The organism is Bradyrhizobium genosp. SA-3, from assembly GCF_004212635.1.
GTDB lineage: Bacteria > Pseudomonadota > Alphaproteobacteria > Rhizobiales > Xanthobacteraceae > Bradyrhizobium.
In genome coordinates, this window is sequence record NZ_PSRT01000190.1 from 1 (window position 1) to 13,283 (window position 13,283).

Annotated in this window: 12 protein-coding genes; 9 read left to right on the top strand and 3 right to left on the bottom strand. The window is 66.0% G+C overall.

The window, feature by feature from the left end; genetic code table 11:
- Positions 1-158: 158 nt before the first annotated feature.
- Genes CWO91_RS38375 through CWO91_RS38395 form a run of 5 tightly spaced genes read left to right on the top strand, consistent with a single transcriptional unit; the run spans position 159 to position 4,702 of the window.
- A complete protein-coding gene (locus CWO91_RS38375) occupies positions 159-1,967 on the top strand; it encodes a dipeptide ABC transporter ATP-binding protein (RefSeq protein WP_130220590.1) in 1,809 nt (602 codons plus the stop codon).
- Between the two features lie 26 nt (positions 1,968-1,993).
- Positions 1,994-2,173 carry a DUF4089 domain-containing protein gene (locus CWO91_RS38380; RefSeq protein WP_128930863.1) on the top strand — a complete coding sequence of 60 codons (180 nt, stop codon included), beginning with the start codon at positions 1,994-1,996 and terminating at the stop codon, positions 2,171-2,173.
- Between the two features lie 7 nt (positions 2,174-2,180).
- Positions 2,181-3,575, top strand: a complete 1,395-nt coding sequence (locus CWO91_RS38385) for an AtzE family amidohydrolase (RefSeq protein ID WP_165405999.1) — start codon at positions 2,181-2,183, stop codon at positions 3,573-3,575.
- Positions 3,576-3,587: 12 nt separating this feature from the next.
- Positions 3,588-3,983: an oxalurate catabolism protein HpxZ gene (gene hpxZ / locus CWO91_RS38390; protein ID WP_130220591.1), complete on the top strand. Its 396-nt coding sequence runs from the start codon at positions 3,588-3,590 to the stop codon at positions 3,981-3,983.
- Positions 3,980-4,702 (top strand): GntR family transcriptional regulator, encoded by a 723-nt coding sequence (locus CWO91_RS38395; RefSeq protein ID WP_130220592.1) that lies wholly within the window; start codon positions 3,980-3,982, stop codon positions 4,700-4,702. The genes hpxZ and CWO91_RS38395 overlap by 4 nt, the downstream gene beginning before the upstream one ends.
- Positions 4,703-4,813: 111 nt before the next feature.
- Here the strand turns inward: CWO91_RS38395 and atzF are convergent, their stop codons facing one another.
- Both atzF and CWO91_RS38405 read right to left on the bottom strand, forming a co-directional pair.
- Positions 4,814-6,619: an allophanate hydrolase gene (gene atzF, locus CWO91_RS38400; protein WP_130220593.1), complete on the bottom strand. Its 1,806-nt coding sequence runs from the start codon at positions 6,617-6,619 to the stop codon at positions 4,814-4,816.
- A gap of 181 nt (positions 6,620-6,800) precedes the next feature.
- Positions 6,801-7,295, bottom strand: coding sequence for a MarR family winged helix-turn-helix transcriptional regulator (locus tag CWO91_RS38405; RefSeq protein ID WP_130220594.1), 495 nt, complete (start codon positions 7,293-7,295; stop codon positions 6,801-6,803).
- A gap of 150 nt (positions 7,296-7,445) precedes the next feature.
- On the opposite strand from CWO91_RS38405, the gene CWO91_RS38410 reads away from it, so the two are divergent.
- The gene (locus tag CWO91_RS38410) at positions 7,446-9,296 is read left to right on the top strand and encodes a feruloyl-CoA synthase (RefSeq protein ID WP_165406000.1); all 1,851 of its coding nucleotides are present in this window, start codon (positions 7,446-7,448) and stop codon (positions 9,294-9,296) included.
- Between the two features lie 379 nt (positions 9,297-9,675).
- Here the strand turns inward: CWO91_RS38410 and CWO91_RS38415 are convergent, their stop codons facing one another.
- Complete coding sequence (locus tag CWO91_RS38415; RefSeq protein WP_130220596.1) at positions 9,676-10,182, bottom strand: MarR family winged helix-turn-helix transcriptional regulator; 507 nt, start codon at positions 10,180-10,182, stop codon at positions 9,676-9,678.
- Between the two features lie 84 nt (positions 10,183-10,266).
- Between CWO91_RS38415 and CWO91_RS38420 the strand changes: the two genes are divergently transcribed.
- From CWO91_RS38420 to CWO91_RS38430, 3 genes are read left to right on the top strand one after another with little or no spacing between them, the layout of a single operon-like run.
- A complete protein-coding gene (locus tag CWO91_RS38420; RefSeq protein ID WP_130220597.1) occupies positions 10,267-11,487 on the top strand; it encodes a cytochrome P450 in 1,221 nt (406 codons plus the stop codon).
- A gap of 11 nt (positions 11,488-11,498) precedes the next feature.
- Complete coding sequence (locus CWO91_RS38425) at positions 11,499-11,822, top strand: 2Fe-2S iron-sulfur cluster-binding protein (protein WP_130220598.1); 324 nt, start codon at positions 11,499-11,501, stop codon at positions 11,820-11,822.
- A 58-nt stretch (positions 11,823-11,880) separates the two neighbouring features.
- Positions 11,881-13,092: an ABC transporter substrate-binding protein gene (locus CWO91_RS38430; protein ID WP_130220599.1), complete on the top strand. Its 1,212-nt coding sequence runs from the start codon at positions 11,881-11,883 to the stop codon at positions 13,090-13,092.
- Positions 13,093-13,283: the final 191 nt, after the last annotated feature.

The following is a 13,283-nucleotide window of genomic DNA, read 5'->3' on the forward strand; positions in this document are numbered from 1 at the left end:
GGGCTGCCCCCCTCCCCAACCCTCCCCCGCAAGGGGGGAGGGAGCGAGAGAGCGGTGCCCGCCTCACGCGTAAATTCAGCGTCAAAATTCCCCAACGAAATCAATGACCTTCTACTGTGCATGGGGTTGTTTTTGCCATTTTTGTTTGGGAGGCCCTCATGACCGCCCAGCCCCTGCTCGATGTCCAGGATCTCACCGTCGAATTCACCACCCGCCGCGGCATCGTCAAAGCGGTGCAGCACGTCAATATCGCCGTCGCCAAGGGTGAGACGCTGGCCATCGTCGGCGAATCCGGCTCCGGCAAGTCGGTGACCTCCTATGCGGTGATGCGCATCCTCGACCGTGCGGGGCGGATCGCCGAGGGTTCGGTGATGTTCTCCGGCATCGACGTCAAGGCCGCGACCGAGGACCAGATGCGCGACCTGCGTGGCCGCGAAGTCTCGATGATCTTCCAGAACCCGCGCGCCGCGCTGAATCCGATCCGCAAGGTCGGCGACCAGATCGAGGACGTCTTGCGCACCCATGTGCAGCAGGCTCAGGTCGCCGATCACGGCGAGAAGGCGATCGAGGCCTTGGAGCAGGTCAAGATCGCCCGCCCGCGCGAGCGCTACCACGCCTATCCGTTCGAGCTGTCAGGCGGCATGTGCCAGCGCGTCGTCATCGCGCTGGCGCTGGCCTGCAACCCGCAGCTCCTGATCGCGGACGAGCCGACCACCGGTCTTGACGTCACCACGCAGAAGGCGGTGATGGATCTGATCGTCGAACTCACAAAACGCCGCGCGATGTCGACCATCCTGATCACCCACGACCTCGGCCTCGCCGCCGCCTATTGCGATCGCGTCGTGGTGATGGAGAAGGGAAGGGTGGTCGAGACCGCCAAAGCCGCCGACATCTTCGCCAATCCGCAGCACCCCTACACCAAGAAGCTGATGCGCGCGACGCCGCGGCTCGGGGTGTCCTTGCGCGATCTGTTGCTGGAAGAAGAGGGCGTGTCCTTCGCCTCTCCCCGCGTGCGGGGAGAGGCCGACGCACGAAGTGCGGCGGGTGAGGGGGACTCTCCCAGCACCGCGGTCGTGGAAGCAGCCCCTCACCCCGACCCTCTCCCCGTGAAGAACGGGAAGAGGGAGAAGAAGCCCCTCCTCCTCGTCGACAAACTCGTCAAGGAATACCCCCGCCAGGGCGCGACCGCCGTGCTCGGAAAACTGTTCGGCCGCAAGCCGCCGGTGGAGCCGGATGTGTTCCGCGCGGTCGACGGCATCAGCTTCTCGATTGGCGTCGGCGAGAGCGTCGGCCTCGTCGGCGAATCCGGCTGCGGCAAATCGACGACGTCGATGATGGTGATGCGCCTCCTGGACCAGACCTCTGGCCTGATCCAGTTCGACGGCGAGGCGATCTCCGGCATCGCGCCTGCCAGCTTCGCCCGGCTGCCGCAGCGCAGCCGGATCCAGATGGTGTTCCAGGACCCGACCGACAGCCTCAACCCGCGTTTCACCGCCGCGCGCGCCATTGCAGACCCGATCATGCAACTCGGCGACATCAGGGGCCGCGACGCGCTCCGCGCCCGCTGCGAGGAGCTGGCGACCATGGTCGGCCTGCCGCACGACCTGCTCGACCGCTTCCCGCATCAGCTGTCCGGCGGCCAGAAGGCCCGCATCGGCATCGCCCGCGCCATCGCGCTGCATCCCAAGCTCGTCATCCTGGACGAGCCGACGGCGGCGCTGGACGTCTCGGTGCAGGCCGTCGTGCTCAACCTGCTTCAGGACCTCAAGGCGCGGCTAGGTATGAGCTATCTGTTCGTCTCGCATGATTTGAATGTGGTGCGCTTGTTGTGCGATCGTGTCATTGTGATGCGGACGGGTCGGATCGTCGAAGAAGGCTCTTCCGAGAAAGTTTTGAGCGATCCGCAGGACGACTACACCAAGGAGCTGCTGACGGCGATCCCGCATCCGCCGTTGCAGATACACTAAGAGCGCACTGATTGTTCGAGAGCGTGATGGCCGAACCCCTGGACGATTATATCGACGCCGTATCGAAAGCGCTGGCACTGCCGGTCGAGGAGGCCTGGAGGCCTGCGGTGCGTGCCAACCTCGAAGTCTCGCTGCGGCTTGGCCGCCTCGTCGACGAATTCGCGCTGCCGGACGAGACCGAGCCGGCGCCGATTTTCACGGCCTGACGTCGCCATGACCATCAAGCCAGAGATGACGGCCTCCGAGATCGCAAGCGCGGTTGCGGGCGGCAGGATGTCGGCGCTCGCTGCCACCGAAGCAGCTCTCGCGCGTATCAAGCAGCACGATCCCATCCTCAATTCCTTCACCGACGTCACCGCCGACCGCGCCCGCGCCAAGGCGCGCGCGATCGATGCCGATATCGCCGCGGGCAAGAAACTCGGCCCGCTCGCCGGCGTGCCCTTCGCGGTGAAGAATCTGTTCGATGTAGCTAGCGTCGTCACGCGCGCCGGCTCGAAGATCAACCGCGACCTTGCGCCCGCCACACGCGACGCGACGCTGATCGAGCGGATGGAAGCGGCCGGCGCCGTGCTGGTCGGCGCGCTCAACATGGGCGAATACGCCTATGACTTCACCGGCGAGAACATCCATGACGGCCCCTCGCGCAATCCGCATGACACCACGCGGATGACCGGCGGCTCGTCGGGCGGTTCCGGCAGCGCCGTCGGCGGCGCGCTGGTGCCGATCGCGCTGGGCTCGGACACCAACGGCTCGATCCGCGTGCCGTCCTCGTTCTGCGGCATCTTTGGTTTGAAGCCGACCTATGGCCGCTTGTCGAGGGCGCGCTCGTTCCCGTTCGTGGCGAGCCTCGATCATCTCGGCCCGCTCGCACGCTCCGTCGCCGACCTCGCGCTCGCCTATGATGTCATGCAGGGACCGGATGCCGACGATGGCGCCTGCACCACGCGCGGCGTCGAACAGGTGGCGCCGCTGCTCGGCCAGTCCATCTCAGGCTTGCGCATCGCGATCGCCGGCGGGCACTTTCAGAAGAACGTATTTCCGGAAGCCGTCGAAGCCGTCAGCCGCGTTGCCAAGGCGCTCGGCGCGACTGAGGTTGTCGATGTCCCCGAAGCCTCGCGCGCCCGTGCGGCCGCCTATGTCATCACCACCACCGAAGGCGCCTCGCTGCATCTCGATCGCCTGCGCAAGCGCCCGAACGATTTCGATCCGGCCGTGCGCGACCGCTTGATCGCCGGCGCCATGGTGCCGGCGCCGCTGGTCGACCGCGCGCAAAAATTCCGCCGCTGGTATCGCGCGCAGCTCGCCGAGATCTTCAAGTCGGTCGACGTGCTGCTTGCGCCGGCAACGCCGTGCACCGCGCCGAAGCTTGGCCAGGTGAATTTCACGCTCGATGGCGTCGAGCTGCCGGTGCGCGCCAATATCGGCATCCACACTCAGCCGATTTCCTTCATCGGCCTGCCGGTCGTCGCCGTCCCGGTGCCGCTCGAGCCGCTGCCGATTGGCGTGCAGATCATCGCCGCGCCCTGGCGCGAGGACATCGCGTTGCGCGTCGCGCACGCATTGGAGAAGATGGGCGTGGTATCCGCGCCGTCGCCGAGGGGACTTTAAGAGGAATTTGAGATGGAGATCGATCTCCCCGACGTGATTGCGGAAGTCAAAGCCGCGTTCGAGCGCTATGAGCGGGCCCTCGTCAGCAACGACGTCGCCGTGCTCGGCGAGCTCTTCCGCAATGATCCCCGCACGCTGCGCTACGGCATCGGCGAGAACCTCTATGGCTATGAGGCGATCTCCGGCTTCCGCGCCGGCCGCTCGCCGGTCGGCCTGAACCGGCGGACTGCGAAGACCGTGATTACGAGCTATGGCCGCGACACGGCCGTGGCCTCCACCTTGTTCTATCGCGACACGGCGCCCGGCAAGGTCGGCCGGCAGATGCAGACGTGGATTCGTTTCCCCGAGGGCTGGCGCGTCGTCGCCGCCCATGTCAGCATCATCGACGAGCCGAAAGAGACCGTATGACGCTTGACGACTTTCCGCAGGGCACGCTGCCGGCCGATCCGGTGGTGCCGCGCGTCGACCGTCCTTCGCCGTCGGTGCAGAAGGTCACGCGCGCCGAGGAGCTGCGCCTTCAGCTCGCCGACGAGATCGTGCGCGGAACCCTGGCTCCCGGGGCGCCGCTGGACGAAACCGACATTGCGCGGCGGTTCAGCGTCTCGCGCACGCCGGTGCGGGAGGCGTTGCGCCAGCTGGTCGCGAGTGGCCTCGTCGAAGCGCGTGCCCATCGCGGCGCGGTGGTGGCGCAGCCCTCGATCGAGCGTCTCAAGAGCATGTTCGAGGCGATGGCGGAATTAGAAGCGCTGTGCGCCGGTCTGGCGGCCGAGCGCATGTCCGCCGCTGAGCGCCACGGCCTGGAGACCGTCCACGAAGAGCTGCGGGTGCTGAGCTATGCCGGCAATCCCGAGCGTTTCCACGAGGTCAACGAGCGCTTCCACAACGCGATCTATACGGGATCGCAGAACGGCTACATCGCCGAGATCACGCTCGCCACCCGCGTCCGCGTGCAGCCGTTCCGCCGCGCCCAGTTCCGCAATCTTGGCCGATTGGCAAAGTCGCAAGCCGAGCACGACCGCGTCGTCGTCGCCATCATGCGCGGCGACAAGCAGGGGGCAGCGGCAGCCATGCGCGCGCACATCGAATTGGTGCGCGGGGAGTATGAGATCTACGCGGTGTCGGTGTAGGGCGGCGCGCGCGGTGCCGTAGGGTGGGCAAAGGCGCAAAGCGCCGTGCCCACCGTCTTTCCTAATTGATGGTGATGGTGGGCACGCTTCGCTTTGCCCACCCTCCGGCACCTAAGCCGTCGCAGCTTCCGCCATATACTTCCGCCAGCCGCCATACGCCGTGATATCACGCGCTTCGCCGAGCACTGCGGGCTCGACGAGAAACCCCTTCACGCTGCGGCCATCGGCAAGGCGCACCGTGCCGATCGCCATCGGCGCGGGAATCGCGTTGACGAACTTGCCGAAGGCGGACGACGACAGCGACCAGATCTCCAGCTCGATTGCAGCGCCCTTGCCGGCCTCCACGCGCAGCATGCCGGGCTTCGGCGGCGTGGTCTTGAGTGCGTAGAGCTTGTAGTCCGACGCGGTCTTGGTCGCCTCGATCAGGCGCCCATTCAGGGCTTTCAATTCGCCGTTCAGCGCCATGCCGGACAGATGTGCGCCGACGACTGCGATCGGAATCTCGTCGCCGCTGCTTGCGGGAAGCGGCGCGAGCGGTGCTTGCGCCACGCGCTTTGCGCCGAGAGCCAGCTGCGTATCCGCATGAAACACACGGCCGACGCTGGCAAGCAACGCGTCGTGTCCTGCGGGGGCGAGCAGCGTGATGCCGAATGGAATGCCGTCCGCGCGCATCGAAGCCGGCACGGCGAGGCCGCAGAGATCGAGCAGATTGACAAAGTTGGTGTAAGTGCCGAGCCGGCTGTTGAGCTCGATCGGATTGGCCAGCACCTGCGCGGTCGTATAAGCGGTCGGCGCCGTCGGCAGCACCAGCGCGTCGATATGCGCAAAAGTGCGCTCGGCGATCTTGCGCAGGCCCTGCAGGCGGTAGAGCGCGGAGAAGGTCTCCGCCGCCGTCAGCCGCGCGCCCGCCGCCGTGATCTCGCGCGTCACCGGGTGAATCGCATCGGGTGCGGACGCGAGCAGATTCTTGATCACGAGGTAACGCTCGGCGACCCACGGCCCTTCATAGAGCAGCCGCGCCGTCTCGTAGAACGGCTCGAGATCGAACTCCACCAGATCAGCGCCAAGCGCGGTCCAGCGCTTCAGCGCATCGCTGTAAGCGGCTTCCGCCTTCTTGTCGCCGAAGAAGATCAGCTGTCCGTTGCGCGGCACACCCAGGCGCAAATTCGCCGGCAACGGCGTGATCGGTCCCAGCGGCCGGTCGCGCGAGAACGGATCGGCCTGGTCTGGCCCCGCCATCACGGAGAGCGCCAGCGCTGCGTCGTCGACCGTCAAGGCGAATACCGAGATACAGTCGAGCGTGCGGCAGGCGGGCACGAGACCGGCGGTCGAGATCATGCCGAGGCTCGGCTTCAGCCCGACAATGTTGTTGAGCATCGCCGGCACGCGGCCGCTGCCGGCGGTGTCGGTGCCGAGCGACAGCGGCACGAGCCCGGCGCCGGCGGCGACCGCCGATCCCGAGCTCGATCCGCCGGGAATGAGATCGTCGCGAATCGAATTCCTGGGAATGCCGTAGGGCGAGCGCACGCCGACGAGGCCGGTCGCGAACTGGTCGAGATTGGTCTTGCCGATGATGATGGCGCCGGCAGCACGCAAGCGCTCGACCGCGGTGGAGTCGCGCGTCGGCGTATAGGAGAAGGCCGGGCAGGCCGCCGTGGTCGGAAAGCCCAGCGCGTCGATATTGTCCTTCACCGCAACCGGCACGCCATAGAGCGGCAGGCTCGCGGCATCCTTCGTGGCAAGTCTCTCGGCCTCCGCGATCGCGTCCTTCTCGTCGCGCAGGCTGATGAAGACGGCGGGATCGTTGTGGTCGCGGATGCGCTGATAGGTCCTTGCGACCGTCCGCGCCGGCGTCAGCGTGCCCGCGCGATGCGCGGCCACAATCGCTGCGATCGTTTCAGGCTGCTCAGCCCCCATGGCGACAAAACTCCGGCAACTGGTTTACCCGGCTTGAAGCAAGCGATGTGCCATTGTGTACAGCGTCAGGGCAGGGCAGGTGCTCCGGATATTATCGTGAGATCAGTGGCTTGGAGATGCCTTGAGTGCCGGGCGCAAGTGCTCGGCTACGGGCGCCTGCTTAAATTGTGGGCAGCCGAGATCAGGTAAAGTCGGCGAGGATCCGGAGCAGGTGCTGCCGGTTATCCCTGCCGAGCTTCGCCTCGACATGCCGCTCGTGTTCGGCCGCGAGGCGCTTGAACTTGGCCAGCGCCGCCGCGCCCCGCGCGGTGAGGTGCAGCGCATGCGAACGTCGATCCGCCTTCGACTTGATTCGCTTCACGAGCTTGCGCTCCTCGAGGCTGTCGAGCAGGTGCACCAGCCGGGCGCGCTCGATGCCGAGGCGCTTGGCCACCGCCATCTGCGACAGGCCCGGATTGGCGCCGATCACCGTCAGCACCGAATATTGCGTCGGCCGGATATCGACCTCGCCGAGCGTCTTGATGAAGTCCTGGAAGATCCAGATCTGGAAGCGCCGCACCGCATAGCCGGCGTGCCCGACCAGCGCGTCGAGGCCGACCTCATCGGCGTCGTTCCGCTGCACGGCGCCGTTGCCGGCGCGTTTGCGTGGGGACGTCTGGGCTGCGCTGGTTGTCACACGGTGTCTCCTCCGCCCAACCTTAGCGCTTCGACGCGCGGGGTGAAAGATTGTTGTTGACGACAACAATTGTCGTGCCCAACATTGTGGTCAAAGCAGCCCGGAACGAGGCTGCGGCCGATCCCGGATCCGGGGCGAGGAGGAAACCCCATGACAGCCGCCTCACGCGGTGATGCTGCAAGCCTGTTCGCAACGCCAAATACCGTCGCCGAGCATCGCGCCGACGGCAGCGTCGTGCTGCGTTCACCCGAGCCGCTTGGCGAGAGCGCGCGCTGCACCGGCGACTGGCTAGAGCAATGGGCGCGGCAAACGCCTGATAAGATCTTCCTCGCCGAGCGCGGCAGCGCCGAAGCGCCCTGGACCACCGTCAGCTATGCGCAGGCGCTGCGGCAGGTGCGGGCGTTGGCGTCCTGGATCCTGGCGCAGGGCCTCAGTGCCGAGCGCCCGCTCGCCATCCTCTCGGACAACAGCATCGACCATGCGCTGCTCGCGCTCGCCGCCCAGCATGTCGGCGTGCCCTCGGCGGCGATCTCGCCCGCCTATTCGCTGATGTCGAAAGACTTTGACAAGCTCAGGAGCATGATCGCGCTGCTCGAGCCGGGTGCAATCTATGTCTCCGCGATGAAGCCATTTGCGGCGGCGCTAGATGCGATCAGGCCGCTGCACACGGCGCGGATCATCAGCGGCAATGCCGACGATGCCGATGCGCTGTCGTTCCGCACCATCGCGGCGACGCCCGAAACGTCCGGCGTCGCAAAAGCCTTCGCCGCGGTGACGCCGGACACGATCGCAAAATTCCTGTTCACCTCGGGCTCGACCGGTACGCCCAAGGCGGTCATCAACACCCAGCGCATGCTGACCTCGAGCCAGCAGGCCAAGGCGCAGACCTGGACGTTCCTCGAACCGGGCCGTGGTGATCTCGTGATTCTCGATTGGCTGCCCTGGAGCCACACCTTCGGCGCCAATCACAATTTCAACCTCGTGCTGCGCAATGGCGGCTCGCTCTACATTGACGGCGGCAAGCCCGCGCCCGGTCTGTTTGCGACCTCGCTCGCCAATCTAAGAAGCGTAATTCCGACGGTCTATTTCAACGTGCCACGCGGCTTCGACATGCTGATCGCGGCACTCCGCGGCGACGAGGAGCTGCGCCGCCGCTTCTTCGGCGAGGTGAAGTTTGCATTCTACGCCGGCGCCGCGCTGCCGCAGAATCTGTGGGATGCGCTGGAGCGGCTTTCCATCGAGACCGTCGGTCGTGCGTTGCCGATGGTCTCGGCCTGGGGCTCGACCGAAACTTCCCCGCTCGCGACCGATTGCCATTTCCTCGCAGAACGCTCGGGCAATATCGGCGTGCCCATTCCCGGCACCGAGCTCAAGCTCGTCACTTCCGGTGACAAGCTGGAGGTGCGCGTGCGCGGTCCCAACGTCACGCCGGGCTATTGGAAGGCGCCGGAGCTGACGAAGCAGGCGTTCGACGAAGAAGGCTTCTATCTCATCGGCGACGCCGTGAAGTTTGCCGATGCGAAGCGTCCCGAGCGCGGCCTGTTCTTCGATGGTCGCGTCGCGGAAGATTTCAAGCTCAATTCCGGCACCTGGGTCAGCGTCGGCACGCTGCGCGTCGCCGGCATCGCCGCGCTGGCGCCGCTCGCGCAGGACATCGTCGTCACCGGCCATGGCGGCGACGAGGTGCGCTTCCTGGTGTTCCCGAATATCGCTGCCTGCCGCGCCCATGCCGGTCTGGGCGAGACGGCAACTGTGAACGACGTGCTGGCGCATGACAAGGTCAGGGCCGCGATCACGCAGGGTCTGGCGCGACTGAAACGGCAGAGCGGCAACTCCTCCGGCCATGCCACGCGCGCGCTGCTGCTCGCCGAACCGCCGTCGGTCGACGGTGGCGAGATCACCGACAAGGGTTACATCAACCAGCGCGCCGTGCTGACGCGCCGTGCCGATGCGGTGGCGCGGCTGAATGATGATGCCTCGGCGGAGTGGATTGGCTTGTAGCATCTGAACGTGCCGCCAGTTGCTGCCGTGCCCCGGACGCAGCGCAGCACGTAGTGATGCGCTGCAGATCCGAGGCCCATCTTTCGTCGTGCACGGAGCCGCTGGGTCCCGGCTCTGCGTCGCGTCATTTCATGCCGCGCCGCGTCCGGGACACGAGAGCGCGGCCGACAAATTAGGCCAGCCATCCTGCCGCATTATCCTGCCGATTCTTTTGTTGCCTAAGCAACTAATTTGTGCGAACCGTTCCAAACGAGGATGACGGCGGGAGGAACCGCCGCGTCCGACCTCGGAGGAAACGATGCGCGACCGGACCGGTGCCGTCGGCAAATGCCGGCGCACGTCTAGACATGAGGGGAGCGGACAGCCGGCGCGCGGCCTGTCAGGTCTCGGTGCCGCCGGTCACCGCGCCGAGGTTTTCGTGCAGCCGGCGGAGCAGGTCGATCAGCACCTCACGCTCGTCCTTGCTGAGGCAGGACAACAGGCGCCGCTCGCGTTCGAGCGCGGCGACGATGACCTTGTCGTGGGTGGCGCGGCCCTTCGGCGTGAGCGAGATCGAATGGGTGCGGCCATCGTTCGGGTCGGTGCGGATCGACACCAGCCCGCGCTTTTCGAGCCCGGCGAGCGTCCGGCTCACCGGCCCCTTGTCGAAGCCGATGACGTGGCAGATGCGCGAGGCCGGAATGCCGGGCTCGATCGCCAGCAGCGACATGATCCGCCATTCCGTGACGTTGACGCCGAATTGCCGCTGATAGAACGCGGTCGCGCTGTTCGAGAGCTTGTTGGCGATGAAGGTGACGAAGGCCGGGACGTAACGATCGAGATCGAGCGTCGGTCCTGCGTCAGTGGGCGCAGGTTTGGGGCGGGATCTGGTCGAAGGCGCAGGCATGTCGGGCTTCTGACTCGCGGCGGGGCCCAGAGACCTAAGGGCATGCGCCGCCCTTTCACAAGATCAAAATGAGGGAGGTCTTCCATGACCGTATCCGGCTCCCCTGTACCAACTGGCGTTGCGGCCGTCCCGCATCTCGACGTCGATCCCTTCGCGATGAGTTTTTTTGCCGATCCCTATCCTACGCATGAGTTGCTGCGGGAGGCAGGCCCGGTCGTCTATCTCGACAAATGGAGCGTGTACGGCGTGGCGCGCTATGCCGAGGTCCATGCCGTGCTGAACGATCCCGCGACCTTCTGCTCCAGCCGCGGCGTCGGCCTCAGTGATTTCAAGAAGGAGACGCCGTGGCGGCCGCCGAGCCTGATCCTGGAGGCCGATCCGCCCGCGCACACCCGCACCCGGGCCGTGCTGTCAAAAGTGCTGTCGCCGACCGTGATGAAGCAGGTCCGTGACCGCTTTGCCGCAGCGGCCGACGCGCGGGTCGACGCGTTGCTGGAGAAGCGCAGCTTCGACGCGATCGCGGATCTTGCCGAGGCCTATCCGCTCTCGATCTTTCCGGATGCGCTCGGGCTGAAGCCGGAAGGCCGCGAGCATCTGATTCCCTATGCGAGCGTGGTGTTCAACGCCTTCGGCCCGCCCAACCAGTTGCGCCAGGAGGCGATCGAACGCTCGGCGCCGCACCAGGCCTATGTCGCCGCGCAGTGCCAGCGCGAAAATCTGGCGCCCGGCGGATTCGGCGCCTGCATCCACGCCCGCGTCGATGATGGCGAGATCACCGCGACCGAAGCGCCGCTGCTGGTGCGCTCGCTGCTGTCGGCCGGCCTCGACACCACCGTCAACGGCATCGGCGCCGCGGTCTATTGCCTCGCGCGCTTCCCGGATCAATGGCAGCGCCTGCGCGAGGATCTCTCGCTCGCGCGCGGCGCTTTCGAGGAGGCCGTACGCTTCGAAAGCCCGGTGCAGACCTTCTTCCGCACCACGACGCGGGAGGTCGAGCTGTCCGGCGCGAAGATCGGCGAGGGTGAGAAGGTGCTGATGTTCCTCGCCGCCGCCAACCGCGATCCGCGGCGTTGGGACAAGCCCGACCACTACGACATCACCCGCCGCACTTCCGGCCACGTCGGCTTCGGCTCGGGCATCCACATGTGCGTCGGCCAGCTCGTCGCGCGCCTCGAAGGCGAGGTGATGCTGACGGCGCTGGCGCGGCGCATCGCCAAGATCGAGATCACGGGCGAGCCGAAGCGCCGCTTCAACAACACACTGCGCGGGCTCGACAGCCTGCCTGTCACCATCACCCCGGCCTGACGAGGAGTCTTATGACCGCCATCACCTTCATCCGTCCCGACGGCAGGTCTGATCGTGTCGAGACCGGCGATGGCGAGAGCGCCATGCAGGCCGCGACCCGCCACGGCCTCGACGGCATTCTGGCCGAATGCGGCGGCAACGCCATGTGTGCGACCTGTCACGTCTATGTTGACGACGCTTGGCTGGCGCGCCTGCCTGATATGGCGGACGACGAGGATGCGCTGCTCGACGGCACCGCGAGCGAGCGGCTGCCGAACAGCCGGCTGTCCTGCCAGATCCATGTCACGCCCGCGCTCGACGGGCTCGTCGTGAGGCTGCCCGAGCGGCAGGTCTGAAGTTTGAACCGCGCCGGCAACGATCGGCGCGGCAACATATCCAACAGGGGAGGGAATGATGAAGCATCTGAAGTGGGCGCTTGCACTGGCTGCGAGCCTGATGGGCGGCGCGGCAAGCGCCGAGATATCCGACAATGTCGTGCGCGTCGGCGTGCTCAACGACATCTCCGGCATCTTCCAGGACACCAACGGTATGGGCTCGGTCGAAGCCGCGCGCATGGCGGCGGAAGACTTCAACGGCGGCGGCAAAGGCATCAAGGTCGAGATCGTCTACGCCGACCACCAGAACAAGGCCGATGTCGGCAGCGCCATCGCGCGCAAATGGCTCGATGTCGAAGGCGTCGACGCCATTGTCGACGTGCCGAACTCGGCCGTCGGCCTCTCCATCAACACGCTCTTGCGCGACAGCCGCCTGACGTTCCTGGCGTCCTCGACCGCGAGCTCGGATCTCACCGGCAAGGCCTGTTCGCCCAACACCATTCAATGGGTCAACGACACCTGGGCGACCGGCAACACAACGGCGGCCGCGATGATGTCACGCGGCGGCAAGGACTGGTATTTCCTCACGGTAGACTACGCGCTCGGTAAAGGAATCGAGGCAGAAGCGCAGAAATACATCGAGGCGCATGGCGGCAGGGTGATCGGCTCGTCCAAGCATCCGCTCGGCACCTCCGATTTCGCGTCCTTCCTGTTACAGGCGCAAAGCTCGAAAGCGCAGGTGATCGGCCTTGCCAATGCCGGCGGCGACACCATCAACGCAGTGAAGCAGGCCGCCGAGTTCGGTATTCAGCAGAGCGGCCAGAAGCTCGTCGCCTTCCTGCTCTTCATCAACGACGTTCACGGCATGGGCATCAAGGTCGCGCAAGGGCTCCAGCTCATGGAAGCCTTTTACTGGGACATGAACGACGACACCCGCGCCTTTGCAAAACGCTTCGCCGCGCGTCCGGGCATGAACGGCAAGATGCCGAGCGGCAACCAGGCCGGCGTTTATGCCTCCACGCTCGCTTATCTCAATGCGGTCGCAGCGACCGGTAGCGACAACGCCAAGAACGTCGTGCCGGAGATGAAGAAGTTCAAGGGCAAGGACAAGCTGTTCGGCGACACCACAATCCGGCAGGACGGCCGCGTCGTGCACCCGATGTACCTGTTCGAGGTGAAGAAGCCGGAGGAGTCGAAATATCCCTACGACTATTACAAGCTGGTCTCGACCATCCCAGCGGACCAGGCGTTCCGCCCGCTGGCGGAGGGCGGCTGCGAGCTGGTGAGGTGATTGTAGCCGCGAGCGCGGTCTCCTTCGCCTCTCCCCGCGTGTGGGGAGAGGCCGACGCGCGCAGCGCGGCGGGTGAGGGGGAGTCTCCGCGAGACAGGTGTCTCTGGGAACGACGATCTTTCAGCTCGTCATTGCGAGCGCAGCGAAGCAATCCAGAGTCTTTCCGCGGAGGGATGCTGGATTGCTTCGCT

Excerpts from the sequence above, each read along its gene's own strand:
- CWO91_RS38385 (WP_165405999.1), top strand. The coding sequence starts at position 2,181 with ATGACCATCAAGCCAGAGATGACGGCCTCCGAGATCGCAAGCGCGGTT.
- atzF (WP_130220593.1), bottom strand. The coding sequence starts at position 6,619 with ATGGGGGCTGAGCAGCCTGAAACGATCGCAGCGATTGTGGCCGCGCAT.
- CWO91_RS38420 (WP_130220597.1), top strand. The coding sequence starts at position 10,267 with ATGACCGTATCCGGCTCCCCTGTACCAACTGGCGTTGCGGCCGTCCCG.
- CWO91_RS38410 (WP_165406000.1), top strand. The coding sequence starts at position 7,446 with ATGACAGCCGCCTCACGCGGTGATGCTGCAAGCCTGTTCGCAACGCCA.
- CWO91_RS38425 (WP_130220598.1), top strand. The coding sequence starts at position 11,499 with ATGACCGCCATCACCTTCATCCGTCCCGACGGCAGGTCTGATCGTGTC.
- hpxZ (WP_130220591.1), top strand. The coding sequence starts at position 3,588 with ATGGAGATCGATCTCCCCGACGTGATTGCGGAAGTCAAAGCCGCGTTC.
- CWO91_RS38395 (WP_130220592.1), top strand. The coding sequence starts at position 3,980 with ATGACGCTTGACGACTTTCCGCAGGGCACGCTGCCGGCCGATCCGGTG.
- CWO91_RS38380 (WP_128930863.1), top strand. The coding sequence starts at position 1,994 with ATGGCCGAACCCCTGGACGATTATATCGACGCCGTATCGAAAGCGCTG.
- CWO91_RS38415 (WP_130220596.1), bottom strand. The coding sequence starts at position 10,182 with ATGCCTGCGCCTTCGACCAGATCCCGCCCCAAACCTGCGCCCACTGAC.
- CWO91_RS38430 (WP_130220599.1), top strand. The coding sequence starts at position 11,881 with ATGAAGCATCTGAAGTGGGCGCTTGCACTGGCTGCGAGCCTGATGGGC.
- CWO91_RS38375 (WP_130220590.1), top strand. The coding sequence starts at position 159 with ATGACCGCCCAGCCCCTGCTCGATGTCCAGGATCTCACCGTCGAATTC.